We start from the raw sequence: 26,281 nt of genomic DNA on the forward strand, positions 1-26,281 counted from the left end.
CCGCCGCTGTCCGAGGCAGCCTGCGGCGTTCGCGCCAACCTGGCAAGGTCGAAGCGGTTAGAGTGAGAGGGTATGCGCACCGCGTCGAGACACCTGCCCCGCCTGGCTCCCTGGCTGCTGATCCTGGGAGCCCTGCTCCCCCTCGTGGCCCTGGCCCGCAGCGGCGGTGGAGAGCACTACACCAGCGGCGACAGGGACTCGGGAGGCGGGGGAGATGGCGTCGATCTCTACCTCCTCTTCCGGCTCCTGGAGCTGGTCATCCGCTACCCCAAGGTGGGGATCCCGCTGCTGCTCATCGGCGGCCTCGTCTACTACTTCTACAACCGGAACGTTCACCCCACGGGGGCGACCCGGCGCGCCCTCCAGCGGCGCGAGGCCGACCAGCGCACCCAGGTCTCCGAGCAGGACGTCCAGGGCTGGGTCCGGGCGCTGAAGAGCAAGGACCCCCAGTTCGAGCCCCAGGTCATGCTCGACAAGGTGCGCCAGCTCTTCCCTGCCCTGCAGGAGGCCTGGTTCAAGAGGGAGCTCACCCCGGTGCGCCCGTTCCTCTCGGACGCCACGTATCAGCGCTTCAACGTGCAGTTGCGGCTCATGAACGACCAGGGTGTGCGGGACGCCATCGCCGACATCCGGCTGCTGGGCGTGCAGATCATCGGGCTTCAGCAGAGCGAGTGGTTCGACAGCCTCCACGTCCGCGTGCGCGCCGAGATGCGCGACACGGATGTCCCCGCGAGCCACTCGGATGAACAGGCCCGCGCCGCCGCGCAGAAGGCGCCCCCCGAGGCCTTCACGGAGGTGTGGACCTTCGTGCGCAAGCCCGGCGTGCAGACGCGGATCGGCCAGGACCTGTACCAGGGCAAGTGCCCCAACTGCGGGGCGCCCTATAAAGGAGGGGCCGCGAACGTCTGCGAGTACTGCGGCGCCATCGTCAACTCGGGCAACTACGACTGGACGCTCTCGGAGATCACCCAGGGCAGCGAGTTCAACCGCTACGAGCCCGCGGTGCAGGGGCTGCGCGAGGCGCGTCAGGCGGATCCGGCGCTCAACCTGGAGGTCCTCGAGGACCGTGCCTCGCTGCTGTTCTGGAAGTGGATCGACGCGCAGAGCCGGGGCGATGCGAAGTGGATGGCCCAGGTGGCGCGCGACGAGCTGAGCGCCCAGCTGGGTGAGGAACTGGAAGCGCTGCGTCAGCAGGGCAAGCGCCGCCTCATCCTGGAGTGCGCCGTAGGCGCCGTGAACACCCGGGCCTTCGAGGTTCACCCCGAGGGCTACGATCAGGCCTACGTGGAGATCCGCTGGAGCGCGCGCATGGGCCTGGCCCCCGCGGGCGGGCGTCCTCCGCAGCTTCCCACGGTGCCTCAGCGCTGGGTCTTCACGCTGACGCGCAAGCACGGCGCGAAGACGAACACGGGCAACGGCATGGCCACCGATCGCTGCCCCCAGTGCAACGCGCCCCTGACCAGTACGGGCGCCAATACCTGCACCTACTGCGGCGCGCAGCTCAGCAGCGGCGAGCAGGACTGGGTGCTCGCCTCCGCCTCGCTCTATGAGACGTGGAGCGCGCGCGGGCGTGTGCCCTCCCCGGCCATGAGCCGTCCGGTGGACGCCAGCCCGGTGCCCACCGGCCCGGTCCAGGCCACCGGGACGGACACGGTGATGGACCTCCAGGAGCGCGAGCGGATGCTCTACATGATGGCCGCCATCGCCGCCGCGGACGGGACGGTGGACGCCGGCGAGCGCAAGCTGCTCAAGCTGTGCGCCACGCGCTGGAACGTGTCCTGGCAGAACGTGGAGATGGCGCTGGGCGCGGGGCCTCAGCTCTTCAACCGGCTGATCCCCCGGGGCAGCCCTGAGGCCTCCGTCTTCCTCCGCCACCTGGTGGAGATGGCGATGGTGGACGGACGCGTGGACCGCAAGGAGCGACGCCTGCTGGAGGCTGCCGCCGCGCACCTCAACGTCCTGCCCCAGCTCGAGTCGATGCTCGGGCGACAATGAGCTCGTACCTTCACCCAGGGCGCCCTCCCTCCCCCTACTGACTACCTATACCCCCCTCGGATGGGGCTACGGGGCTCTAGACTTGTAAGATTTTACTTATTGGATAGACCTGTAAAACGAGACAACCCCTTCCCGCCCCCCTGATCCGTTCCTAGGTTGGAATTGCGCGAGGCTGACACCTGGCCCGTCCGCGCTGAAAGGGAGGGCGTACCATGCGGAAGCGTTTGGGTGCGGTGCTGCTCCTGGCCTTGAGTGCGTGTGGGCCTGGTGAAGAGTGGGCTGGGCAGCCGGGAGACCCGATGAACGGGCTCGAGCAGCCCATCGTCGTGGACAACGGACTCTCGGCCAACGGGCTCTCGGCCAACGGCTTGTCGGCCAACGGCTTGTCGGCCAACGGCTTGTCGCTTCGCGTCCTGTCGTCGCACACCTTCCGGAACTGGTTCGACGCAGATCCGGTGCTGCGCGAGGAGTTCATGCGCTACGTCATCCGGTGCGCGGCGCCGCAGGGCTTCACGCGGAGCTTCACCAGCCACGTCGCGAACGTCACGTACACGTGGGTGGGACAGCTGGGCCTGGCGCCCGGCTGGGCCGCGGGGGCGCCTCCCACGATCGCGGAGCAGCAGGTGGTGTCCGCGTGCCTGGCGGCCCACGTGAACACGCACGGCGTGAATGTGCCGATCTCGGTGCTGGGGCTGAAGGGCAACGGTACCCCGCTGCCCATCGAGCCGAACGAGCTGAGCACCTTCAGCGAGACGGAGGCCTGCTTCTTCGGCAACCTCTTCAATGGGGACGGCCTCTTCGCCGGCAACGATCGCAACAGCCTGAGCGCGGTGGAGAGCACCTCGCGGGCTTGCGCGTTGTCGCCCACGCTGAGTGGGACCGATCCAGCGTGTCCGCCGGTGACGCGCGTGGGCTCGTGCCAGGCGCTCAACTGCGAGATGGATCCGGAGTCGAGGTACTACAAGCGCTGCACCTACAACGGCAAGGTGTACCGGCCGATCACCACTCGCATCCGCCCGCAGGACATCTACAGCTGCGGAGACGGCGTCTGCCAGATCACCGAGCAGTGCGGTACGGGCACCACGGCGACCAGCTGCCAGGCCGACTGCGGCCTCTGCCCATAGACGCGATGCCTACCTCTTGCGTGGGCTGGGGGTGGGAACATCCAGGGCCGCCAGCTCGACGATGAGCTCATCCCGAGGGACCGTGCCGCGCCGCTCGTGCCGGTCCTCGGCGTAGTGGTACGTGACGCGAACGCGCCGGGTGCCCGCGGGCAGCACCACGCGCGTGGGCTCGAAGGGCATCAAGGACGTGTTCCCGGTCCGTCGCACCTGGAAGGTCCCCTCCTCCGTGGCGGTGATCTCGAAGGTCTGTCCGAAGCGCGCGGCGGGTTTGTCATCGGCCCACAGCGTCATGTGGCGGAACACATCCCCCGTGGGGAAGGCGTGCCCGACTCCCTTGGATTCGAGGACCGCGATGAGCTGCCCACGCACCTGCTCCAGCCGCACGGAGAGCGCGCCCCGGAGGAAGGCCAGGTCATACGCTCCTCGGAACGCATGCGACTTCCCAGGCATGTGGCAGCTCTGGCACGTGCCCTGTCCACCGCGCGCCTGCCAGTCGCGCCACTCGGTCCAGGTCGTCTGCATCTTCTCGTCGGTGAGCGAGGACTTCCCGTCCACCACCTCGTGGCCGAGGAACTCGTGGCAGTTCGCACAGAAGAATGGGTCGGCGAGCTTCGGCTCGGAGCGCAGGGGGTGGTCCGCCTCCGGAGGCTTGGGGTTGGCCGTCATCACCACGCCGTCACGCACGTGGCACGTCACACAGGTGATGCCCTCGTGGGCCAGCGAGGCCCGGGGCACCGAGGCCAGGTTGCGATCACGAACCAGCGCCGAGCGCCGTCGCAGCGCCGCTTTCGCCTGCTCCTCCAGCGGGGCATGGCAGTACACGCAGCGCGGGTGGGGCTCGGCCGCGAAGCCATCGAGGAACACGGCGTTGTCGAGGCTCTGCCGGTGGCGCGACTGGCTCCAGGCCTCGAAGACCTCGGTGTGGCACGGCTCGCACGTCTCCGCCGAGGCGCCGGCCACGCGGACCGGCTCCAGGAAGCTCCCGAAGTCCCACGGCGAGGGGGACTCGGCGCCCGCCGCCGTGGCGAGCACGAGCGCCAGGAGTACCCCCCACCTCATGAGCGCGACACGGCCTCGAGCGTCATCTTCTGCACCGAGATCCCCGACGTGGAGCCCTCGTCGTCGTACTCGTTCAGGCGGTCCACCACTTCGGTGCTCTCGAGGCGGGACACCTTGCCGTTGGTGTACGCGGGCACCGTCACGCCCACGGACACGGTCGTCCCGCCCATCTCGTCCTCGATGCTCTCCAGCGTCACCATGCGCTGGAGCTTGCCGCCCTCCAGCAGCGCGATGGCATGGGTGGTGATGGTGGCGGTGGTGCGCTCGGCGATGATGTGCGTCTGGGTGAAGTACACCTTCTTCACATCGGCGGATGAGCCCTCGAGCAGCAGCAGGTTCGAGAGCACCTTGCCCTGATAGTAGCCCTCGTCATCGTTCATCTTCGGCTTGAGCGAGCCGCGCCCCTTGGCCTCGAAGAGCGTGGCCTCGTTCAGGTTGAACAGCGGGGTCATCAGGTTGGAGAACTGGAAGTTCTCGGGCATGACGGCGCGGCCCTTCTGGGTGAGCGAGTACCACTTGCCGTCCTTGGGCGGAGCGGCGGCAAGCGTGTCGAGCTCCTTGATCAGGGCCTTGTCCGCATCGCTCAGGGGCCCGGCGATGCTCCCCTTCTTGATCTGCTCCTTGAGCGGGACGAAGTCCTTCGCGGGGATGCCCTTCTCGGCGTAGCCGTCCTTGTCCTCATCGACCATCTGCGAGTAGCGCTTGGAGATCAGCTTCGAGTCGTCCCACTTGGACTCGAAGGTGGTGGAGGCGAAGGGGTAGGTCTTCGGCAGGCTGGCGAAGTACTTGGCGGCATCGAGGCGCTCCTTCTTCCACTGGAGCATCGCCGCGCGCTTCCCCTTCTCGACGGCGGCGTTGTACGGCACCTCGCTGTCGACGAAGACCTGGACGTCGGAGACGCAGGTGTCCTTGTACTTCGAGCCCGCGTGGACGCTGTCGATGGTGAGCGTCACCTCGGACACGGCGCCCGTGACGGGGATCTCGAAGGACTGGGGCCCCAGCTTGCGCTCCAGGGTGAGCTGCTTCTTGGCGGACTCGGCGCCGCCGGGGCCGCGCACGGTGACGGTGAGCTGCTTGGGCGCGGCGTTGGCGGTCAGCAGCCCTTGGGACTTCTGGTAGCCGTTGAAGAGCACGAGGCGGATGGCGCGCGCCGACTTGAGATCCGAGACGGGGATGGTCAGCGACTCACCGATGCCGTCCCCCTCGGCGCCCTCGACCCAGGCGGTCTTCGGATCGTCATCGAGCACGTAGCTGGGGTGGTAGTTCTCCTCGTACTTGTTCCAGTTGCTCTTGAGGAAGCTGGAGGCCGTGGCCTGGTCGGAGTGCAGGCGCTGAAAGTCGCCGGCGGCGGCGAGGGACGGGAGCAGGACAGCGAGCAGGACGGGCCGCATGGGGTGCCTTGCGTGTCGGGTGGAGGACGGAAGGCTAGCACGCCCCGAGTGTGGAGGGATTCGCTTGACCTCCGGGCGCGCACCGAACACTCATCCCGCCGCATTCCAAACAAGGAGCATGACGCAATGCGAGTCCTGAGCGTGCTGGTGGGGCTGATGGCGATGACGGCGGTGGCCAAGCCCGTGCAGAAGCCGGTGAAGTACGAGCTGGAGGGGACGAAGCTCGAGGGCGTGTTGATCTACGACGACGCGGTGAAGACGTCCCGTCCCGGCCTGGTGCTGGTGCCCAACTGGCTGGGCATCAACGCGCCCAACCTGAAGCAGGCCGAGGAGATCGCTGGCAAGAGCTACATCCTCTTCGTCGCCGACATGTACGGCCAGACGGTGCGGCCCAAGAACACGGATGAGGCGGGCAAGGTCTCCGGCGCGGTGAAGGGCGATCGCAAGCTCATGCGGGCGCGGGTGAACAAGGCGCTGGAGGTGCTGCGCGGCGAGGGCAAGGCCGCGGGCCTCGACGCCAAGAAGCTGGGGGCCATCGGGTTCTGCTTCGGCGGCACCAGCGTGCTGGAGCTGGCGCGCAGCGGCTCGGACGTGGCCGGGGTGGTGTCCTTCCACGGCGGCCTGGACGCGCCCATGGCGGCGGACGCCAAGGGCATCACCGCCAAGGTGCTCGCGCTGCACGGCGCCGAGGATCCATACGTCCCCGCCGCCGAGGTGACGGGCTTCCAGGAGGAGATGCGCAAGGCGAAGGCGGACTGGCAGCTCGTGTCCTACGGCAACGCGGTCCACAGCTTCACCGACGTGGACGCCAATGTGCCCGGCCAGTTCCAGTACAACCCCAAGGTGGCCAAGCGCTCCTACAAGGCGATGAACGACTTCTTCGCCGAGGCCTTCGGGGGCTGAGCGGGCTCAGGGACAAGATTCGTCGCCAGTGCCCGCAAATGTCGTCACTCGGAGTCTCATTGGAGCGCACAGGCTCCTGATTTCGCGGACTTGCACGGGTGACAGGGGTTGGCACGTGGAGTGCCTTGGGGGAACGCGCTACGCGAACCCCTACCCCACGGAGCGCAGATGACGAAGCATGTCCGATGCCGCGGCTTCACCCTCGCCGAAGTGCTGATCGTGGTGGCCATGAGCAGTGTCCTGGCCGCCATCAGCCTGCCGAACTTCTTCCGAGCCGAGAAGCGTGCCCGTGCGTTCGAGGCGATCAAGAACCTCAAGGGCCTGCACGCGAGCATGAGCATGCAGCAGCTCAAGCCCACCTCCATCCACGTGCCGGGCTTCGATCCGAAGCGGCGCAACCGCTACAGCTACCACCTCTCCAGTACGTGCGCGGCCTACGAGGATCGCAGCGCGCAGTATGCGGTCGTGAACGCGATGGACGAGTGCATCGGGGTGGACACGTTCCACCATACCGGCTTCCCCAACACCTTCGCGCCCATGCCCATTGCCGCCGTCACCTGGGAGCATGACGCCATCGTGAACGGTATGGGCACCGAGCCGGGCGTCTTCGGATCGGACACGAACTGGGACTACCTCGCAGCGGCCGCCGGAGATCTGGACGACAACCCGATCGACTGGGCCGACACCTGGATCATCTCCTCCGCGGACGGCGAGATGTATGGGCTCTGCACGGACGGCAACTCGCCCCCCGATCTGGTCCCCGCGGGAGAGCCGTACCAGACCAACGCCGACAACGGGTGCCACTGAGCCCGCTCAGCGCGGGGCGCTCTGGGCGTGAGCCCGGCGCGCCCGCTTCTCGCGCTCGCCCAGCGCCGCCTGCAGGAACTTGCCGGCGAGCTTGCGGCCGATGAGCTCCTGGGCCAGCTCGCCCGCCTCGACGAGCTTGTCCATGTTGATGCCCGTCTCCACGCCCATGCCGTGGAACATGAAGACGGCATCCTCCGTGGCGAGGTTGCCCGCCGCGCCCGGAGCGTAGGGGCAGCCGCCCAGCCCGCCGATGCTGGCGTCGAACGTGGTGACGCCCGCCGACAGGCCCACCAGCGCGTTGGCCAGCGCCGTGCCGCGCGTGTCGTGCATGTGCAGCGCCAGCTTCTCCACGGGGATGTACTTGAGCAGCCCGGAGAGGATCTCCTCGGTCTGCCGGGGCGTGCCCACGCCGATCGTGTCCCCCAGGCTGAGCTGGTAGATGCCCATGTCCACCAGCTTGCGGCAGACGTCGACCACCCGCTCCACCGGCACGTGGCCCTCGTACGGGCAGCCCCACACCGTGGACAGGTAGCCGCGCACGCGCATCCCCGCCTGGGTGGCCGCCGTCACCACCTCGCGCGAGGACTCGATCGCCTCGGCGATCGTCTTGTTGATGTTCTTCTTGGAGTGGGCCTCGGAGGCGGAGATGAAGATCGCCGCCTCTTGAAGGCCGGCCTCTCGTGCCCGCTGCAGGCCCTTGAGGTTGGGCACCAGCGCGGAGAACACGACGCCCTCCTTGCGGCCGACCAGGCGCAAGAGCTCCTCGGCGTCCGCGAGCTGGGGGATCCACTTGGGTGACACGAACGACGTCACCTCGATGCGCTTCTCGCCCGAGGCGACCAGCGCTTCGATCAGGCGCGCCTTGTCCCGGGTGGGCAGCGTGCGCAGCTCGTTCTGCAAGCCATCCCGAGGGCCGACCTCGTAGACGTCGACCTTCCGGGGGAGGCTGCCGAGCCAGGCGCTTATGCGCGATTGGGAATGTTCGTTCGAATCCACTTGACGATGTCCTGCGTCGAGCTCCCCGGGGTGAAGATCTCCGTCACCCCCAGGCCCTTGAGTTTGGGAATGTCGTCGTCCGGGATGATGCCTCCGCCGAACACCCGGATGTCCTCGGCCTTGCTGCCCTTGAGCAGGTCGATGACGGCGGGAAAGAGCGTCATGTGCGCGCCGGACATGATGGACATGCCGATCGCGTCGACGTCCTCCTGGATGGCGGCGTTGACGATCATCTCGGGCGTCTGGTGCAGCCCTGTGTAGATGACCTCCATACCCGCGTCGCGCAAGGCCCGCGCGATGATCTTCGCACCGCGGTCGTGCCCATCCAGGCCCGGCTTGGCCACCAGAATTCGAAGCTTCCTCTCAACCATGTCGCAGCTCAGCTCCCACGATGAGGTCCGTCGAGGCGGACGATAGCGGCTCGCCTGCCAGGCCGCCGTGTACCCACTTCGGCGCGAGGCCCGTCGATTCCAACAGTTGGACCAATTCCGCAAGAGGATAGTAACGGATGGCGTAAGCCCCTGATAGCACTCGCCCATCTGGCAGTGTGAGCTGGCGGCGGCCGTGGTCCCGGCCGGTAGCGGAATCGAAGCGGCTCTCCTCCTCCAACTGGCTGCCATCGGGCAGGGAACGCTGGAAGGCGGCGCTTGGCTGCTCGCTCAGTCGCTCGTAGGGGACGGTCTGGAGGACCAGGAGTCCTCCGGGCTTCAGACACCGAGCGATCTCCTGGAGGATGACGCGGTGCTCCATGTCCGAGAAGGCGAAGAGCGTTGAGTACCAGGCATAAGCGCCGGCCAACGAGCGAGGCTGGAACGGGAGGGCGCGGAGGTCCCCCCGGACGGCGGGAAAACCGGGGGCTCGGTGGGACAGGGAGTACGCGTCGAGCTCGAGGCCGATGACGCGCCCGGCCAAGGGCCCGGAGGTATTCAGGGGAGCGGCGTGGCGACCGTGTCCGCAGCCGAGATCGACGATGGGACCGGAGGGGGCGAGGCCCGAGAAACAACGCTGCAGGTAGGCTACCTCGCGCGTCGTCACCTCGGGGGCGAGGAAGGGCAGCGTGCTGCGCAGGTACAGCTCACCGAAGAAGCTCACGGGGCCTGGGAGGGGTTCGAGGGGAGTCCAGGAGTCATCATAAGTCGTTAGAGTCTAGAGGTATGGCTGGCTCGCCCCTGCTGCGCACGAGTGAGAAGTGTCCGGTCGAGTTCGATCCCGGGCTCACGGATCGCACCTGCTCGCTCCAGCCGGTGGAGGGAGTGCCGGGAGCGTACCTGTTGGCGCCGGTGCTCTCGCGAGAGGAGTGCGAGCAGCTGATCGCGGCCACGGAGGCGCTGGGGTACGCGCCGAAGAAGAGCCGGCGTTCGGGGCCCCCCATCCGGACGAACATGCGGTTGCTGTACGAGGCGCACCCGGAGCTGGTCTCCACGCTGGCGTCGCGGATGCGGCCTCACCTGGAGTCGATCGACGTGAGCGCGGCGGGCAGGTGGCGGTTGTTGGAGGGCAGCCGCTTTCCGAACGAGCGCTGGAGGATGAACCGCTACTCGGAGGGCGAAGAGTTCTTCCCGCACTTCGACACGGGGTACGAGTTGGGGCGGGACAGCCGCTCGCTGCTGAGCGTCATCCTCTATCTGAACGAGGACTTCGAGGAGGGAGACACGGTCTTCTTCCCGGGGGGACAGACGCGGGACAACATGCTGCCGGGGGACGAGGATGCACGGGAGGTGCGCGTCCGGCCGGCGGCGGGAACGGCGCTGGTGTTCCACCATTACGGACCGCTGAGCCCGAGGCACTCGGGGCTCTCTCCGGTGCGGTGCCAGCGGCCGAAGTACATCATCCGCACGGACATCTTCTACGAGCGGGAGCCGGTGCCCGCGAGCGCCACGCTCTTCGGGCGCAGTCCGGAGATGCACCGGTGCGTGGTGCTGCTGGGGCCTCCGGGCGCGGGGAAGAGCACCCAGCTTCGCCAGGTCTCGGAGGCGCTGGGGTTCACGGGGCTGGACTTCGGGCACTGCGTCCGGCGCGAGTTGGCACAGGGCACGGAGCTGGGCGCGCGCATCCAGGAGTTCCGGAGGAAGCGAACGGCGCTGCAGGATGCGGCCTTCGGAGCGACAGGGGCCCAGCGGAGACCGGGCGGGTGGCTGCCGGATGCCCTGGGCCTGGAGATGGTCGAGAAGCAGATCGAGGGCCTCGGTCTCTCACGCGGGGTGCTGATCGACGGCTTCCCGCGCATGCGCTCCCAGTCCAACTTCCTGGAGGGCAGCCGCTGGCTGTTGCTCGCGGCGGTGTACCTGCGCGTAGACGAGCGCGTGCGGGAGGAGCGCCTGCAGGGGCGAACCATCGATCCGGCCACGGGACAACCCTTCCATGCGAAGCACGCGCCATCGAGCCAGCCGGCACAGGCCGTCAAGCGGCCCGAGGACGCGCCGGAGTCAGTGAACGCGCGAATGGTGGACTGGGAGCGGGACACGGTGCCGCTCCTGGAGCACTACGCCAAGCGCGGGGTGGCGGTGGAGGTGGACGCCAACGGGCCGCCCGAAGAGGTAACGCGCGCCATCCTCCATGCTTTGTCTCGGAGGCTCCTGGAAGAAGCCACTCCCCTCTTCCCCCCTGCCCTGTCCGAGCTGTTGGCCAACGCGACAAGCGACGGAGTGAACCGCGCATCCCGCCCGGACTCCCTGGTGTTCCGGTACGAGCCCCCATCCGGGCCCGCGCTCTACCTCAAGCTGGCACCCCCCTGGGGAGCACCGCTGAGCACCGAAGCCCGCTTCCTCCAGTCCGCGAGCGCCCGTCGACTCGGGCTGAGCGTGCCCACCTGCCGAGGCCTCTTCACGATCGGAGGGGACGTGACGGCCTTCGTCACCGAGGAACTCCCCGGGACCTCCGCCAAGCGCGCCGCTCAGGCGTTCACCCAGGACACAGAGCGCGACGCGCTCGTGCGCAATCTGGCTTGGGCACTGGGACAGTTCCACGCGCTACCGGTGACCGAGGGGCTTACCGACCATTCCATAGCGGCCCTGCTGCGACGCGCGCGGGAGCGCCTCACCCGAGGCGAGGTGCCGCTGCGCAATTTCACCGCCAAGTATGGCCTCACCCTGAACAACACCGCCGAACTCACCCAGGAACTCGAGCGCATCGAGAGCGCTGCGCGGGCACTGCCAGAGGGGCCACGAGTATTCCTCCACGGAGATCCCTGCCTGCCCAACTTCCGGGTGGATGACCGCGGCGCGTTCATCGGAGCCCTGGATCTCTCAGGGGTCAGCTTAGGGGACCGTTATTGGGACATCGCCCTGGCCCACTGGTCCGTGCAGCACAACCTGGGTGCGCCGTGGGCGGAACGCTTCCTCGAAGTCGCCAGTCAGGGCGCCATCGACCGGGAGCGTCTGAAGTTCTTCACCGATCTCCGCAGGTTCCTGGTGTGAGCCCTTCCCACGAGCCCATCCGCCATATCGCGATCATCGGCCTGGGCTGGCACGCCCGCCGCGTCTACTACCCATGGCTGGAGGAAGCCGCGCTCCAGGGACGCCTGCGCATCAGCGCGGTGGTGGACTTGCACGACAACAGCACTGCGGTGCAAGGCTTCCTCGACCAGCGCCGGGTGACGCCGGACCAACTCCTCCTGACAGAGCCCAGCACCGAGCCCGGGCGCCTGCCCGAAACGGTCACCGCGCAGCTCGCCACGCTAAGGTCCGCCGGGAAGCTGGACGGAGTGGTGATCTCCACCGAGCCCCGAGCGCATAAGGGCTACGTGCTGTGGGCGCTGAGCAACGACGTCCATGTGCTGTTGGACAAGCCCATCACGGCTCCGGCCACCGCCACGAACACAGCGGAGGTCGCCCAGGAACTGTGGAGTGACTTCGAGGACATCTCCCGAGCGCTGGCGGCCTCGAAGGCGCGACTCGTGGTGCAGGCCCAGCGCCGGGTGCATCCGGGCTACACCTTCATCAAGCGCTACCTGGACGGCTTCCTCCAGGAGTTCGGAGTGCCGATCTCCTTCCTGGACAGCTACCACGCCGACGGCATGTGGGTGATGCCGGACGAGTGGGACCGCGAGCACCACGCCTACAAGTACCGAACCGGCAAGCTGTTGCATTCGGGCTACCACTTCGTGGACCTGGCCTCCTGGCTGTTGGAGAGCAACGACCGCCTGAGCTCCGCGCCAAGCTCCCTGGAGTTCCAGGTCCAGACGTTCCAGCCGAGTGACTTCCTGGCGCTGCTGGACGGTCGCTACGAGCGACTGTTCGGAGCAGGGAGCGCGCCCAAGCCGGTCCCATCCGTCGAGAACCACGGGGAGATGGACCTGATGCTTATGGGACGCATCCTCTCGGAGGGGCACGTCCGCACCCTGCTCTCCCTCCAGTTGTTGCAGAACTCCTTCTCCCGCCGCGCATCACCGGCTCCACCCGTCGACCTCTACAAGGGAGCCGGGAGAGTGCGGCACGAGCGACTGAACCTGCAAGTGGGGCCGTTGCTCAACCTCCAGGTCCATTCCTACCAGGCCTACGAGGTACGGGACCGACGGGAGCAATTTCCCTACGGCCCGGGGCACCTCGACCACTTCGACGTCCACGTGTTCCGAAACTCGGACGTGGTGGGAGGCACCAGCTTCGAGAAGCTCGAGTTCGGCAAAGCGGCCCAGCGCCAGGGCCATAATGAGCAGGCGCGCATGGACCTGCTGGAGACGTTCGTGGAAGGGCGTCCGAGCGGCTCCGAGCTGGAAGACCACCGCCGGACCAACCTCTGGCTCTCCCGCATCTACCAGGCCATCCACGGGCGGCAGACCGAGGCGCTCTCGGTCTGCACCCTGCCCTGGAAGGACTGAGCCCCTCGGTGGGGCACTGAGCAAACCTGTCTGACAACCAGACAGGTTTAGCTGAAGTGCGCCCGAAGGAGCCTAGAACGCCCCGCCTTCGCGGTACTGGCCCCAGACCTTGCGGAACACGTCGCAGATCTCGCCCAGCGTGGCGTAGGCCTTCACCGCCTCGAGCACCGGCGGCATCATGTTGTCGGTGCCCCGCGCCGCCGCTTCCACCTTCGCCAGCGCCGCCTGCACCGCCTCGTTGTTCCGCTCCGCCTTCACCTGCGCCAGGCGCGCCTTCTGCTCCTCGGCCACCTTGTCGTCGATGTGCAGCAGCTCGATCGGCGCGTCCTTCTCCGACTTGAACGCGTTCACGCCCACGATCAGCCGATCGCCCTGCTCCACCTCGCGCTGGAAGCGGTAGGCGCTCTCGCCGATCTCCTTCTGCGGGTACTGCTCCTCCACCGCGCGGATGATGCCGCCCATCTCGTCGATGCGGCGGATGTACTCCATCGCCCGCTTCTCCATCTCGTCGGTGAGGTACTCCACGTAGTAGCTGCCCGCCAGCGGGTCCACCACCCGGTCCACTCCCGACTCGTGCGCGATCAGCTGCTGCGTGCGCAGCGCGATCGTCACCGACTCCTCCGTCGGCAGCGCGTACGTCTCATCCAGCGAGTTGGTGTGCAGCGACTGCGTGCCGCCCAGCACCGCCGCCATCGCCTGCAGCGCCGTGCGCACCACGTTGTTGTACGGCTGCTGCGCCGTCAGCGACACGCCCGCCGTCTGCGCGTGCGTCTTGAGCTGCCACGAGCGCGGGTTCTTCGCCCCGAACCGGTAGCGCAGCACGTTCGCCCAGATGCGCCGCGCGGCGCGGAACTTGGCGATCTCCTCGAAGAAGTCGTTATGCACGTCCCAGAAGAAGCTCAGCTGCGGAGCGAACGCGTCCACGTCCATGCCGCGCTTCACGCACTCCTCCACGTAGCCGATGCCGTCGGCCAGCGTGAAGGCCAGCTCCTGCACCGCCGTCGCCCCCGCCTCGCGGATGTGGTAGCCGCTGATCGACACCGGGTACCACTTGGGCATGTTCTTCGTGCAGAACTCGATCATGTCCGTGACGATGCGCACGGCCGGCCGAGGAGCGACGATCCACTCCTTCTGCGCGATGTACTCCTTGAGCATGTCGTTCTGGATGGTGCCCGCCAGCTTCGACATCGGAATGCCCTGCTTCTCGCCCACCGCGATGTACATGCAGAGCGCCACGATCGCGCTCGCGTTGATCGTCATCGACGTGGTGACCTTGTCCAGCTGGATCCCGTCGAAGAGGATCTCGAAGTCACGCAGCGAGGAGATGGCCACGCCCTCCTTGCCCACCTCGCCGCGGCTCATGGAGTGGTCCGCGTCGTAGCCCATCAGCGCCGGCATATCGAAGGCCGTGGACAGGCCCGTCATGCCGTGGCTGATGAGGTACTTGAAGCGCTTGTTCGTATCGGCCGGAGTCCCGAAGCCGGCGAACTGGCGCATCGTCCAGAGCCGACCGCGGTACATGGTCGGCTGCGTGCCGCGGGTGAACGGGAACTGTCCCGGCAGCCCGATCCGCTCGAGCTGCTCGTCCTTGCGGTCGGCCAGCGTCGTCAGGTCCGGGATCGGAATGCCCGAGTCGGTGACGAACTGCTTGCGCCGCAGCGGCATCTTCGAGGTGATCTGAGCGAGCTCCTCCTTCGCCCACTTCTCCGAGGCCTTCGCCGTGGCCTTCACCGCCGCCGCGTCATAGGCCTTCAGCGCGGGAGCCTTCTTCTTCGGTGCGGCCTTCTTCACCACGGCCTTGCTGGCCTTGGCCACCGCTTTGCCAGCCTTGGCCACCGCCTTGCTGGCTTTGGCCACCGCCTTGCCGGCCTTGGCGAGCTTCGAGGGCTTGCCTGCCTTCTTCGGCGGGGCAACGGCCTTCTTGGAGGACTTCGTGGAGATGGAGCGAGCGACGGTCTTGGAGGAAGTGCGCGCAGGCATGGCGCGGGGATGTAGCACCCGCACCCAGGGGTCGCAAGCCGAGCGGACTCCGGCTGTTAGCGGTGCTTCGTGAGCCCTTCACGCAGGCGGCGGACGCCCTCGTCCAGCACCCCGTCCGTCTTGCAGAAGGCGAAGCGCGCGAAGCCTTGGCCCAGGTGCCGGTGCTCCGGGGAATAGAAGACGCTGGGGGGAATGGCCGCCACGCCCACCTGCGTCACCAGGTGCCGACAGAAAGCCATGTCGTCTGGAAAGCCCAGGTGGGAGATGTTCGTCAGGATGAAGTAGCTCCCCTCGGGAGCGTGCGCCGGAAGCCCCGCCTCCTTGAGCCCGCGCAGCAGCTTCTCACGCCGGGCCAGGTACTGCGTCGCCAGCTCCTGGAAGTAGCTGTCCGGTAGACGCAGTGCGGCGGCGGTGGCCACCTGCAACGGCGAGGCGGTGGCGAATGTCACGAACTGGTGTGCGCGCTGCACCGCGTCACGGAGCGAAGGCGGCGCGATGACCCAGCCGATCTTCCACCCGGTGAGGCTGAACGTCTTGCCCATGCTGCTCACGGTGACGGTCCGGTCCGCTAGCACGGGCACGGTGGAGGGGCGCACGTGTCGGGCTGGCGCGAAGACGATGTGCTCGTACACCTCGTCCGAGAGCACCTTCACGTCATGCTCCGCGCACAGGCCTCCGAGGAACTCCAATTCCTCGCGGGTGAAGACCTTGCCAGTGGGGTTGTGCGGCGTGTTGAGGATGAGCAGCCGCGTGCGAGGACCGAACGCCGCGCGGACCTCCTCGCGGTCGAACCACCACGTGGCGTGCTGGGCGTCCGGCGGCCGCAGCGGCACGTAGCGCGCCTTGGCCCCGACGAAGGTGATGTTCGCGTCGTAGGAGTCGTAGAAGGGCTCGAACGCCACCACCTCGTCGCCGGGATCCACCAGCCCGAGGATGACGTCGAGGATGGCCTCGGTGGCACCGCTGGTGACGGTGACCATGGTGTCCGGGTTCACCTGCTGGCCGTAGAAGCGCGCGGCGTGCTCGGCGATGGCCTGGCGCAGGTCCTTGGCCCCCATGCCCATGGCGTACTGGTTGACGCCGTCGCGGATGGCGCGCTGGGCGGCCTCCTTCACCGCCTCCGGGCCGTCGAAGTCGGGGAAGCCCTGCCCCAGGTTCACCGCCCCGTGTTTCAGGGCGAGCGCGCTGAACTCGGAGAAGACCGTGGTGCCGAAGCGGGAGACGCGTTCCGCGGCGGGAGACCGGCTCATGGGGAGACTCCTGGAGCCGGCGGTGGAGGAGCGGCCGGCGCTAGGGGCGCACGATAGCGTTCATGGCGACGGAACGCTCGGTTGCGAAGCTCCGGCGGCGGCTCCCCACCCGCGACAGGGCCACCGAGAGCCCCGCCACCAGCACCACCACGGGCAGCACGACCACGAGGTCCGTGGCGTAGTGGAAGCGCCCCGAGAGCGTCGCGACGATGAGGCCCAGGCCGGGCAGCAGCATCACCCAGAAGAAGCGCCGCGCGAACCGCCACGCATAGAAGAACAGCAGCAGCGTCGTCCCGGTGTGGCCCGAGGGGAAGCAATCCCGGGTGAAGGCGGGCAGGCGCATCAGCGAATCCAGCAGCGGGGTGAGCAGCGGCCCGGTGAGGGGCCCCGGGAAGGCATCCAGGAGGAAGAACCGGGGGCCGATCGCGGGCACCAGCGCATAGCCGGCGTAGTTCAGGGTGAAGAAGAGGCTGAGGCCCAGGATGAGCTCATCGAAAGCCGTGGTGCGCCTTTGGAGGTACAGCACCACGCCCAGCGCCACGGCCCACACGAAGTGGCCGTAGTAGCAGAGCATCAGCACGTCATGGAGCCACGGCGGCACCGCGTTCGAGACGTGGACGGACACCTGAACGCCGAACAGCCGCGCCTCCAACTGGGCAAGCTGCGCGTCCCGGAGCACGGGGTTGAGGGCATCCACCAGCGGGTTGAGCAGATCGTGGCCCAAGCCCGCCACGGGCAGCAGCCAGAAGTCCGCCACCCACTTCACGGGCCGGAAACGCGGCCACGTGGCCTGCACCGTGCGAAGCCCCAGCAGCCCGAGGGCGAAGAGGCCAAAGGCCAGCGCGGACTTCAGCGCTCCAGGCGCCCAGCGCGCCGGTCCCAGGAGCAACAGGGCAGCGAGCGAGCAGGCGGCGATGAGGACGAGGTCCGCGCCTCGCAGGCGCACCTTTCGCCCGCGTTCGAGCCATCTCAAGCTGTCGAGCGACCAGGGACTCATGCCGACTTCCGCTCCTCGGCGGCCTCCCCATGCGCACGTGTCGCGTCGATCTCCAGGCTTCGAACCACCGCTCCCTCCCCTGCCCCCTCTACCCCTCGTGCCTTCCACCGCTCAATCAGCGCCAGCAGCGCCGGGAAGAAGATTGTTGTTCCCAGAAAGGTGCACACGACCCCTAGGAGCGCAATCTGTCCAATGGAGCGCAGGCCCTGGTGGCTGGCCACCAGCAAGGCGCCGTAGCCCGCGGCGTTGGACAGCGTGGCCACCACGGCGGCCAGGCCTGTGTGTCGCACCACCTTGCCCAGTGAGCCCGGCCCCTCCTCTTCATAGCGGTGGAAGAGGTGTACGGAGTTGTCCACCGCGATGGCCAGCAGGTTGGGCAACACCACCGCGTTGATGAAGTTGAGCTGCACGTCGAACAGGTACATGCCCCCAGCGAGGCACACCATGCCGAGGAACAGCGGCCCCGCCACCAGCAGCGCGCGCTTCAGGCTGCGCAGGCTGGCGAAGATGGCCAGGAACACCACCACCGCCGCCGCGCCGAGGATGAAGGGCCCATCTCCCCGCACCAGCGCGAAGATGCGCGAGGCGATGCGGTTGCTGTCGAGCACCGACAGATCGATGTTCCGCCCCCGCGCCCCCTCCACCACCTCATCGAGCTGCGCGGCCCAGCGGTGCAGATCCCGCGTGTCGTAGTTGGACACCGAGGGGAACAGCAGCAGGAACATCCCCTGCCCATCCAGCGCCTCGAAGCGCCGGCGCGCCTCCACCGGTAGCTCGTTCAAGCCATACGGCTGGGCCTTCAGCAGGTACTTGAAGACCGTCAGGCGCGGATCGTCGTCGAACGACTCGGGGACGTTGGCCACCAGTTCGCGCAGGCGCTGGAGCTCCTTCTGCCGGTTCTCCAGATCGCTGGGGAGCAGATCCACGAGCGAGGTGGAGCGCAGGAACACGGAGTCGGCGCCGTGCCGAGCCTGGACCTCGGAGATGAGGTCGCGCACCACCCGCGCCTCCTCCAGATCCTTCACCAGGAGGATGGCCGGGTTGAGGGGCGCACCGAGCTGCGTGGTGATGTGATCGTCCAGGCGCGAGGAGGGCGAGTCCCCCTTGAGCTTGCGCATGTCCGTCTCGAAACCGAGCTGGGGCGAGACGATGGCGGAGAAGCTCGCGAAGGCCAGCACCGCCAGGGCGACGCCGCTGATGATGGGCGTGGGCCAGCGCCTGCCAGAGCGCTCCGGCGTGCTGGGACGCGCCCCCTCGGACACGGTGGCGGCCCGCGCGCGGTTCGGGCGCAGACGCTCGGCGATGGCCAGCAGCGACGGCCCCAGCCCGTACGTGACGAGCACCGCCAGCAGCACGCCCATGCCGGCCAGCAGGCCGAACTGATTGAAGGCGTGGAACTGCGCGAACATCAGCACGAAGAAGGCGGCCGCGTTGGTGACAGCCGAGGTGATGGCGCCTGCGAAGGTGCCGCGCACCGCCGCCGCGAGCGCCTCGGGCACGTCCTGGCGCTGGCGCTCCTCCCAGTAGCGCATGGACAGATGCACGCCGTACTCGATGCCCAGGCCGATGAGGATGGCCACCAGGAAGCCCGTCACCACGTTCAGGTGCCCGATGGCCAGCTGCGCGAAGGCGAACGTGAGGATGACGCCCACCATCACCGGCAGCCCCACCACCGCCAGCGCCGACAGCCTCCGCGTGGCCAACAGAATGAGCCCCGCCGCCAGCAGCGCCGACAACAGGCCAGAGCGAGCCAGGTCCTGCCGCATCACCGCGTCCTCCTCGATGCGGCTCTGGAAGTTGCCCGTCGCGTCCACCTCCACACCCGGGTAGCCCTTGGCCACCGTCGCGGCGACTGCCTTGGCCTCCTCCACGAACTGGCGCGCGAAGCCCAGGTCTCCGGCCGTCCCGGCCGGCTTGATCATCAGGTACACCTCGGAGCCGTCCGCCGAGGCCAGGTACTCCTTCACCGGCGGGGCCGCCGTGTACTTAGCCTTGATCTCATCGAAGCTCGGCGGAGGCTGCGTCTTCACCAGCTCCACGTAGAAGGGGTTGACCTGTTGCCGCTCGTAGCGAAGCCGCGCCGAGAGTTCGGCGTACAGCGCGCGCAGCTGCTCGGTCGGCATCAGCAACAGACCGTGGCGCTTGAAGAAGCCCACGTCATAGCGGTGCTCGACGTAGCGGACGTTGGGCAGCGCCTCCAGCCGGCCCTGAAGCTCCACCGCGAAGGCCCGTAGCGCGTCGGGAGCGGCCCCCCGGGCGCGCAGCACCAGGTACCCGTCACCCCCCGCCTTCTGCGACACGCGTGTCAGATCCTGAACTTCGCGCGCCCCCTCGGGCAGCAGTTCCACGAAGGAGCCACGGAACTCCAGCCGCGACGCCAACAGCCCGCCGCCGACCCCCAAAACCAGGAACGCGGCCAGCACCCGCCAGGGGCGGGTCAGCGCTAACCGCATGAATCGACTGAACCCCTGCTGACGCCACATCTGCACCGGGCTCCCCCGCTATAGGCCGCATGAAGCAAACTTTCGGCCACATTCCTGTCAGGCTCTCGCGCCTAAATCCAGTGGGGGGCAAGACTTCCAGGGGGTTGGCGCGCAAGACGCCGATTTTCCGAGTCACCCCCCTGACACGATTGCCATGGTATCGAAAGTTGGCGCCTTGACAGTCCTGGAAACCCTCTTTATTCACGCCCCCGCGTCGCCCCGAGAAGGTCGCACGCAGCACACATGGGTGCGGCAGGCCGGAACGCGCCCTGCAATGTGCGCGCCCCGGGTCTGTTCCCGGATCCCCCGACGCAGACAGAAGGACCACCATGAGCGACGTCTTCGACAAGTGCAGCAACTGGAAGGACTTCCGCATCGCGAAGGCCACTGGCCTCTACCCCTACTTCCGCTCCATCGAGGCCTCGCACGGGGCCACCGAGGTGGAGATCGAAGGTCGTCGGGTCATCATGGTGGGCTCGAACAACTACCTGGGCCTGTCGGCCGACCCGCGCGTACGCGAGGCGGCCATCAAGGCGGTGGAGAAGTTCGGCACCACGTGCTCCGGCTCGCGCCTGCTCAACGGCACCCTGGCGCTGCACGAGGAGCTCGAGACGAAGCTGGCCAAGTTCCTCAACCGCGAGTCCGCGCTCGTCATCTCCACCGGTTTCCAGACGAACCTGGCGCTCTCGTCCATTCTGGGCCGGCACGACATCGTCTTCACGGATCGGCAGAACCACGCCTCGCTGGTGGACGGCATCCGGCTGGGCTTCGCCACCGAGCGCAAGTTCCGCCACAACGACGTTGACCACCTGGAGCAGCTGCTGGCGGCGGCCGAGCCCGACGCGGGCAAGATCATCGTCACCGACGGCGTCTTCTCGATGGAGGGCGACCTGTGCAACCTGCCCCGCATCGTCGAGCTGGCCAAGAAGTACAACGCGCGGGTAATGACGGATGACGCCCACTCCATGGGCGTGCTGGGCGAGAAGGGCCGCGGCGTGCCCGAGTACTTCGGGCTGGAGGCGGAGACGGACCTGGTGATGGGCACGTTCTCCAAGAGCTTCGCGTCGCTGGGCGGTGTGCTGGCCGGGCCCTTCGAGGTCATCAACTACATCCGCCACAAGGCGCGCTCGGTCATCTTCTCGGCGTCCATGACGCCGGCGTCGATCGCCTCGGCGCTCAAGGCGCTGGAGATCATCGAGGCGGAGCCGGAGCGGCGCGCGCGCCTGCTGGACATCGCGGAGAAGATGCACAACGGCTTCCGCGCCATGGGCTTCGACACGGGCGTGTCGGTGACGCCGGTGGTGCCGGTGCATATCGGCGAGCAGGTGAAGTGCTTCCGCTTCTGGAAGGCGCTGCACGAGGCGGGCGTGTTCGCCAACCCGGTGATTCCGCCGGCGGTGGAGGCGGGCCACGCGCTCATCCGCACCAGCTTCATGGCCACGCACACCGACGCGCAGCTGGACCGGGTGCTGGACACCTTCGAGAAGATCGGCCGGCGCATGGAGGTCATCCCCGAGACGCGGCCCACCTCGTACGAGAAGGTGCAGATCGCCCGGCCGGGCTCGGGCGTGCGCTCCAACAAGGCCTCGGACAAGTGGGCGGCGGCCAGCGCGGGCGAGCTCGCGGCCAAGGGCTTCACGCTGGATCAGCTCTCGCGCATGTCCTCTCGCGAGATGGCCGGCAAGCTCTTCGACGCGGTGGAGCACCTGACGTGGCGCGCCGCCAACCTGCAGCCGGCGGACCTGCGCAAGCTGGGCGGTGCCTCGCTGAAGCTGTGGGAGAAGCGCGGCGAGCTGGGTGGGAAGATCCTGGAGAAGGGCGCCCACTTCTTCATGCGCAACGGCCAGGACAGCAACGGCTCCCAGGCCGAAAGGAACTAGCCGCACATGGCCCTCCCCGCCGAGCCGTCTTCCACCCCTTCCCTGCCCCCACTCCCCTCGGATGTGGCGGTGGCGCCCGTTCGGAGCAGCGCGGACAAGACCGCGTTCGTCCGCATGGCCTACCCGATCTACCAGGGCGACCCGAACTGGGTGCCGCCGCTGGAGATGGCGCAAAAGGACTTCATCGATCCGCGCAAGAACCCCTTCTTCGAGTTCGGAGAGGTGGAGCTGTTCCTCGCGCGGAGGGGCGGTGAGGTGGTGGGGCGGATCGCGGCGGTGAAGGATCCGCACTTCAACCAGTTCCACGAGACGAACCACGGCTTCTTCGGCCTGTTCGAGTGCGTCAATGACGCGGGGGTGGCCCGTGCCCTGTTCGATGCCGCGTCGCAGTGGTTGCGCGCCCGCGGCTTCGACTCGGTGATCGGGCCGATGAACTTCTCCACCAACCAGGAGTGCGGCCTGCTGGTGGACGGGTTCAACACGCCCCCGGCGATCATGACGACGTACAACCCGCCCTACTACGCCTCGCTCATCGAGGCGAACGGCTTCACCAAGGCCAAGGATCTGTGGGCCTTCGAGCTGTCCTCGTCGGCCCAGCCGCCGGAGAAGGTGGTCCGCATCGCCGAGAAGATCCGCCAGCGCGAGGGCATCACCGTGCGCTCGGTGGATCTGAAGAAGTTCGAGGAGGAAGTCGCCCTCATCAAGACGATCTACAACGCGGCCTGGGAGAAGAACTGGGGCTTCGTCCCCATGACGGACCGCGAGTTCGATCACCTGGCGCGGGAGATGAAGCAGATCGTCCGGCCGGAGCTGCTGCTCATCGCGGAGGTCAAGGGCGAGCCCGTGGCCTTCTCGATGACCATTCCGGACGCGAACTCGGCCATCAAGGCCGCCAACGGGCGCCTGACGACCTTCGGGCTGCCCATCGGCCTGGTGAAGCTGGTGCTGGCTTCGAAGAAGATCCGCCGGCTGCGCCTCATCACCCTGGGCATCAAGGAGGGCTACCGCCGCCGCGGCCTGGACGCCATCCTGTACCTGGACACCCTGCGCACCGCGAAGCAGCTCGGCTACGAGGGCGGAGAGATCTCCTGGACGCTCGAGGACAACCACCTCGTGAACCGGGCCATCGAGTCCATGGGTGGCCAGCGCTCCAAGACCCACCGCATCTACCAGCGTCCGCTCTAATCAAGGAGAGTCACCGTGCATTTCCTCCTCACGGGCGGCACCGGCTTCATCGGTCAGCGCCTTGCCAGCCGCATCATCGAGCGCGGAGACACGCTCACCGTGCTCGTGCGCAAGACGTCCAAGCGCGGGGCGCTGGAGAAGCTTGGCGCCCGTTTCGCCCCGGGCGATCTGCTCACCGGTGAGGGGCTCGCCGAGGCCGCGCGCGGCGTGGACTGCGTGCTGCACCTGGCCGGTGTCACCAAGTCCAAGGACTCGGAGGGCTACTTCCAGGGCAACGCCGAGGGCACCCGTCGGCTGGCGAAGGCCCTGGCGGAGCTGCCCACCCCGCCCCGGCTCGTCTACTGCTCCTCCCTGGCGGCCGCGGGCCCCTCCGTTCCGGGACGTCCCCGGCGCGAGGAGGAGATCCCCGCCCCCGTCTCGCTCTACGGCCGCAGCAAGCTGGGCGGAGAGCAGGCGCTGCGGGAGTTCGCCGACCGCGTGCCCAGCCTCATCCTGCGCCCGCCCATCGTCTACGGGCCGGGGGATCAGGAGTTCCTCCCCTCCCTGCTGCCCATGGCGCGGCTGGGGCTGGTGCTCAAGAGCGGCTTCGGCCCCAAGCACTACTCGCTCATCCATGTGGACGATCTGTGTACCGCGCTGCTCGCGGCGGCCGAGCGGGGCCAGACGCTGAGCAAGCAGGACCCCTCCGCCGGTGTGTACACGGTGTCCGACGGCACCGAGTACGCCTGGGAGGACTTCTGCGTGACGCTGTCGCAGGCCCTGGGACGCTCTCCGCCCGCGGTGGTGCCGGTGCCCGAGACTGTCAGCTATGTCGTGGGTTTGGGCTCGGAGCTGGCCGCGCGCGTGCGTGGCACGGTTCCGATGCTCAGCCGGGACAAGGTCCGCGAGATGCGGTGCCCGGCGTGGACCTGCTCGACGGATAGGGCAGCGCGGGAGCTGGGCTTCACGCCCGCGATCCCGCTCGCCCAGGGACTGGTCAGCGCCCTCTCGGACTACCCCGAGCTGCGACGCTGACCCCGGCCCGCTGCTACTTGGTGGTGGCGGACGACTTCTCCAGCTGCGCCCGCTTGCTCTTCAAGGTGGAGAGCAAGCCATCGAAGCCCTTGTCGGCTAGCAGCTTGCGGAACTGGCCCCGGTACGTCTCCACCAGGGACACCTCGTCGGTGACGACGTCGTAGATGCGCCAGTTGCCCTTCCCCGTTTTGTAGAGCTTGTAGTCAACGGGGATCTGGTCCTTCTTCACCGCGAGGGTGGTGTTGACGGTGGCTTCGGCGCCCTCGACGGTCTCCTTGCCGTACTTCACATCGGCATTGGCCTGGCCGATGGCCTTCTGCGCGTAGGAGGCCCGGAGCAGGCCCTTCATGGTGTCGGCGAAGTCCTTCTGCTCCGCGGGAGTGCGCTTGTCCCACTCCTTCCCGAGGGCGCGCTTGGCGAGCTCCTCGAAGTCGACGAACTTCTCAACAACAGTAGCGAGTTGTTCAACGGTGGCGCCCGGCGCCGAGGCCGCCTTCTGAACATCCGTGTTGCCGGACTTGACGACGTCCAACGGTCCCGGCGTGGCAGCGGCGAGCAGCGTGGCGGTAAGCAGGGTTGCGAGCATCGTGTGCGAGTCTCCGGATGAGTGTCGTGTCGCTTGAGTCGACAGGCCAAGGTGGCCCGTTATTCAACGGCTTGCAGGAGGCGTGCCGGTGACGCGGTCCAGGGCCGCTATTCCCACACGCACGTCATGCCAGCTCTTCGCCTTGTCGCCCGAGGCCTGGGCGAACGCGGTGAAGGAGTCCACCAGTTCGCGAGTGTCGCCAGTGCCCAGATCGAAGGCGGCATAGGCGGCGGTGGACCAGCGCTTGGCGTTCTTCTCCGCCTCGGTGAGGGCCCGGGCGCGCTCGATGGCGGTCATGAGGTCGCCGTGCGTCTTCGTCACCTCCAGGCGGATGGCGGCCTGGAGCAGCCGCTGCTGGGCCTTGAGCTTGTCGAGCTCGGCGCGGGCCTGATCGGCCTGCGCGTTCTTGATCGGGATGTCGAACGTCCCGCGCGCGGCGAAGCCGACGCCCGCGCTGGCCTCGTTATAAGGATCGAAGGCAAACGGGGAGCGCTGAGGCGTGGCGTTGGTGGTGTGGATGAACCTCGCGAAGCCCACGAGCCCCAGGTCCGGGTAGTAGGCGCGCTCGCGGATGATGACCTCCTGTTCGCGTGCGGCAATGCCGGCCTGGATGGCGCCCAGTTCGGGCCGGTACTGCTCGGCCAGCGCCAGCGCCTTCTCCAGCGAAGGAGGAGTGAACTCCCCCTCCTCCAGCGGCAGGTCCACCTCGGCGATCTCCAGCGGCTCCTCGGGCTTGGCGCCCGACAGCATCCGGATGGCCGCCAGCGCCAACGCTTGCCCCTGCCGGGCCTCGCTGCGGCGTGCCGCCACCACCTGCCGGAAGAAGTTCACCTTGTATGTGTCCACCTTGGACACCTGCTCGGACTCCTCCTCGAGCAGATCGTTGATGCGCTTGCCCGCGTTCTCCAACTGCTTCTCCACATCGCCCAGTTGGACGAGGCCGGCGTGCGCCAGTTGATACCCGTAGAAGGCCTGCGCGGCCTGGAAGCCCGCTTCGTCCTTGGCGCGCTCCCTCAGCGCCGCGCCGATGAGAGGCCCTTGGTCTCCCGCCTTCTCCAGCGCCGTGAGCTTGCCGAAGGTGTAGAGCGGCAGCAGCGCATTGGCCTCCGCGCGGAACGTCACCCCCAGCTCACCGAAGTTCCAGTCTCCCTCCAGCGAGGCCTCCGTGGTGGGAGGCCCTCCGAGCCCGTCATTGCGCGCCTCGGGGATGGGGCCTCCGAAGCCCACCACCGTCTCGAACTTGGGGAACCACGCCCAGTGGGCCTGGCGCTGGAGCGCCTGGAGTCGGCGCAGCTCGGCCTCCGACTCTTCCACCCGGGCGTCCGTGCGGCGCGCCCGCTCCACCAGTTGCTCGAGCGTGAGGGGCTCCTCTTTCGAGGCGGCTGGGCCCTTCGTGCTCGGGACGCCCGTAGGCTGCTGGGTAGCCTGCTGGCCCGCTTCTCCCTGGGCATCCGGCGTCACGCCCCTCGTTGGCGCGTCTGTCCCCGGAGTCGCTGGAGCGGGTGTCGGCTGTGCCGCCCCAGGGCTCGAAGCTCCGGGCACGGGAGCCGGCGCGGCGGGCGCCACTCCTGGCGCGCTCTGCCCCATCGCCCTTCCTGCAGCCAGCGCCAGCCCCACTCCCACGACTTGTCCCAGCAGTGTCCGTTTCACCGATGGCCTCATTCGCGGCCCCCTCAGCTCGAACGGACCGCGGCGGCGCAGCATCCATCTTCGCGGGGGCTCCGTCATCGCTTCTTTGCGCTTCTGACTTCCGCCCCCCGCTCCCGTACGGGTGCTGACACTTTTTCGCGGGAACTCCTTGGCGCGCTGCTACGC

General features: G+C 67.9%; 20 protein-coding genes. 9 read left to right on the plus strand and 11 right to left on the minus strand.

Annotated features, from left to right (window positions below):
* Positions 1 to 72 precede the first annotated feature (72 nt).
* Both SYV04_RS41035 and SYV04_RS41040 read left to right on the plus strand, forming a co-directional pair.
* Positions 73 to 1,995 carry a TIM44-like domain-containing protein gene (locus tag SYV04_RS41035; protein WP_321551556.1) on the plus strand — a complete coding sequence of 641 codons (1,923 nt, stop codon included), beginning with the start codon at positions 73 to 75 and terminating at the stop codon, positions 1,993 to 1,995.
* Positions 1,996 to 2,207: 212 nt separating this feature from the next.
* Complete coding sequence (locus tag SYV04_RS41040; protein WP_321551557.1) at positions 2,208 to 3,119, plus strand: hypothetical protein; 912 nt, start codon at positions 2,208 to 2,210, stop codon at positions 3,117 to 3,119.
* Positions 3,120 to 3,128: 9 nt separating this feature from the next.
* On the opposite strand, the gene SYV04_RS41045 is transcribed toward SYV04_RS41040, so the two are convergent.
* Complete coding sequence (locus tag SYV04_RS41045; RefSeq protein WP_321551558.1) at positions 3,129 to 4,178, minus strand: hypothetical protein; 1,050 nt, start codon at positions 4,176 to 4,178, stop codon at positions 3,129 to 3,131.
* Positions 4,175 to 5,569, minus strand: coding sequence for an NADase-type glycan-binding domain-containing protein (locus tag SYV04_RS41050; protein ID WP_321551559.1), 1,395 nt, complete (start codon positions 5,567 to 5,569; stop codon positions 4,175 to 4,177). Before SYV04_RS41050 ends, SYV04_RS41045 begins: the two co-directional genes overlap by 4 nt.
* 126 nt (positions 5,570 to 5,695) lie before the next feature.
* Here SYV04_RS41050 and SYV04_RS41055 point away from each other — a divergent pair, with 126 nt between their 5' ends.
* Together SYV04_RS41055 and SYV04_RS41060 are read left to right on the plus strand one after the other, a co-directional pair.
* Entirely contained in the window at positions 5,696 to 6,472 is a 777-nt protein-coding gene (locus tag SYV04_RS41055; RefSeq protein ID WP_321551560.1) for a dienelactone hydrolase family protein, read from the plus strand.
* A 168-nt stretch (positions 6,473 to 6,640) separates the two neighbouring features.
* Complete coding sequence (locus SYV04_RS41060) at positions 6,641 to 7,279, plus strand: prepilin-type N-terminal cleavage/methylation domain-containing protein (RefSeq protein WP_321551561.1); 639 nt, start codon at positions 6,641 to 6,643, stop codon at positions 7,277 to 7,279.
* Positions 7,280 to 7,285: 6 nt separating this feature from the next.
* On the opposite strand, the gene SYV04_RS41065 is transcribed toward SYV04_RS41060, so the two are convergent.
* Genes SYV04_RS41065 through SYV04_RS41075 form a run of 3 tightly spaced genes read right to left on the minus strand, consistent with a single transcriptional unit; the run spans position 7,286 to position 9,367 of the window.
* Entirely contained in the window at positions 7,286 to 8,275 is a 990-nt protein-coding gene (locus tag SYV04_RS41065; RefSeq protein ID WP_321551562.1) for a hydroxymethylglutaryl-CoA lyase, read from the minus strand.
* Entirely contained in the window at positions 8,242 to 8,646 is a 405-nt protein-coding gene (locus tag SYV04_RS41070; RefSeq protein WP_321551563.1) for a coenzyme B12-dependent isobutyryl CoA mutase small subunit, read from the minus strand. The genes SYV04_RS41065 and SYV04_RS41070 overlap by 34 nt, the downstream gene beginning before the upstream one ends.
* Positions 8,639 to 9,367 (minus strand): class I SAM-dependent methyltransferase, encoded by a 729-nt coding sequence (locus tag SYV04_RS41075; RefSeq protein ID WP_321551564.1) that lies wholly within the window; start codon positions 9,365 to 9,367, stop codon positions 8,639 to 8,641. Before SYV04_RS41075 ends, SYV04_RS41070 begins: the two co-directional genes overlap by 8 nt.
* A 62-nt stretch (positions 9,368 to 9,429) precedes the next feature.
* Between SYV04_RS41075 and SYV04_RS41080 the strand changes: the two genes are divergently transcribed.
* Positions 9,430 to 11,691 carry a nucleoside monophosphate kinase gene (locus SYV04_RS41080; RefSeq protein WP_321551565.1) on the plus strand — a complete coding sequence of 754 codons (2,262 nt, stop codon included), beginning with the start codon at positions 9,430 to 9,432 and terminating at the stop codon, positions 11,689 to 11,691.
* Positions 11,688 to 13,091 carry a Gfo/Idh/MocA family oxidoreductase gene (locus SYV04_RS41085; RefSeq protein WP_321551566.1) on the plus strand — a complete coding sequence of 468 codons (1,404 nt, stop codon included), beginning with the start codon at positions 11,688 to 11,690 and terminating at the stop codon, positions 13,089 to 13,091. The genes SYV04_RS41080 and SYV04_RS41085 overlap by 4 nt, the downstream gene beginning before the upstream one ends.
* 72 nt (positions 13,092 to 13,163) lie before the next feature.
* Here SYV04_RS41085 and SYV04_RS41090 read toward each other — a convergent pair whose 3' ends face one another.
* The 4 genes from SYV04_RS41090 to SYV04_RS41105 are packed head-to-tail and all read right to left on the minus strand — an operon-like array spanning position 13,164 to position 19,771.
* On the minus strand, positions 13,164 to 15,071 hold the full coding sequence (locus SYV04_RS41090) for an acyl-CoA mutase large subunit family protein (RefSeq protein ID WP_321551567.1): 1,908 nt from the start codon (positions 15,069 to 15,071) through the stop codon (positions 13,164 to 13,166).
* Positions 15,072 to 15,127: 56 nt separating this feature from the next.
* Positions 15,128 to 16,321: an aminotransferase class I/II-fold pyridoxal phosphate-dependent enzyme gene (locus SYV04_RS41095; protein WP_321551568.1), complete on the minus strand. Its 1,194-nt coding sequence runs from the start codon at positions 16,319 to 16,321 to the stop codon at positions 15,128 to 15,130.
* A gap of 40 nt (positions 16,322 to 16,361) precedes the next feature.
* A complete protein-coding gene (locus tag SYV04_RS41100) occupies positions 16,362 to 17,318 on the minus strand; it encodes a phosphatase PAP2 family protein (RefSeq protein ID WP_321551569.1) in 957 nt (318 codons plus the stop codon).
* Positions 17,315 to 19,771 (minus strand): efflux RND transporter permease subunit, encoded by a 2,457-nt coding sequence (locus SYV04_RS41105; protein ID WP_321551570.1) that lies wholly within the window; start codon positions 19,769 to 19,771, stop codon positions 17,315 to 17,317. The genes SYV04_RS41100 and SYV04_RS41105 overlap by 4 nt, the downstream gene beginning before the upstream one ends.
* Before the next feature lie 359 nt (positions 19,772 to 20,130).
* Between SYV04_RS41105 and SYV04_RS41110 the strand changes: the two genes are divergently transcribed.
* Genes SYV04_RS41110 through SYV04_RS41120 form a run of 3 tightly spaced genes read left to right on the plus strand, consistent with a single transcriptional unit; the run spans position 20,131 to position 23,880 of the window.
* Positions 20,131 to 21,681, plus strand: coding sequence for an aminotransferase class I/II-fold pyridoxal phosphate-dependent enzyme (locus SYV04_RS41110; RefSeq protein WP_321551571.1), 1,551 nt, complete (start codon positions 20,131 to 20,133; stop codon positions 21,679 to 21,681).
* 6 nt (positions 21,682 to 21,687) lie between these two features.
* Positions 21,688 to 22,866 carry an N-acetyltransferase gene (locus SYV04_RS41115; RefSeq protein ID WP_321551572.1) on the plus strand — a complete coding sequence of 393 codons (1,179 nt, stop codon included), beginning with the start codon at positions 21,688 to 21,690 and terminating at the stop codon, positions 22,864 to 22,866.
* A gap of 15 nt (positions 22,867 to 22,881) precedes the next feature.
* Positions 22,882 to 23,880, plus strand: coding sequence for an NAD-dependent epimerase/dehydratase family protein (locus SYV04_RS41120; RefSeq protein ID WP_321551573.1), 999 nt, complete (start codon positions 22,882 to 22,884; stop codon positions 23,878 to 23,880).
* 13 nt (positions 23,881 to 23,893) lie between these two features.
* Here the strand turns inward: SYV04_RS41120 and SYV04_RS41125 are convergent, their stop codons facing one another.
* Both SYV04_RS41125 and SYV04_RS41130 read right to left on the minus strand, forming a co-directional pair.
* A complete protein-coding gene (locus tag SYV04_RS41125) occupies positions 23,894 to 24,466 on the minus strand; it encodes an MlaC/ttg2D family ABC transporter substrate-binding protein (RefSeq protein ID WP_321551574.1) in 573 nt (190 codons plus the stop codon).
* Positions 24,467 to 24,529: 63 nt separating this feature from the next.
* A complete protein-coding gene (locus SYV04_RS41130) occupies positions 24,530 to 26,053 on the minus strand; it encodes a TolC family protein (protein WP_422724025.1) in 1,524 nt (507 codons plus the stop codon).
* Positions 26,054 to 26,281: the final 228 nt, after the last annotated feature.

The sequence above is a fragment of the Hyalangium ruber genome, assembly GCF_034259325.1.
GTDB lineage: Bacteria > Myxococcota > Myxococcia > Myxococcales > Myxococcaceae > Hyalangium_A > Hyalangium_A rubrum.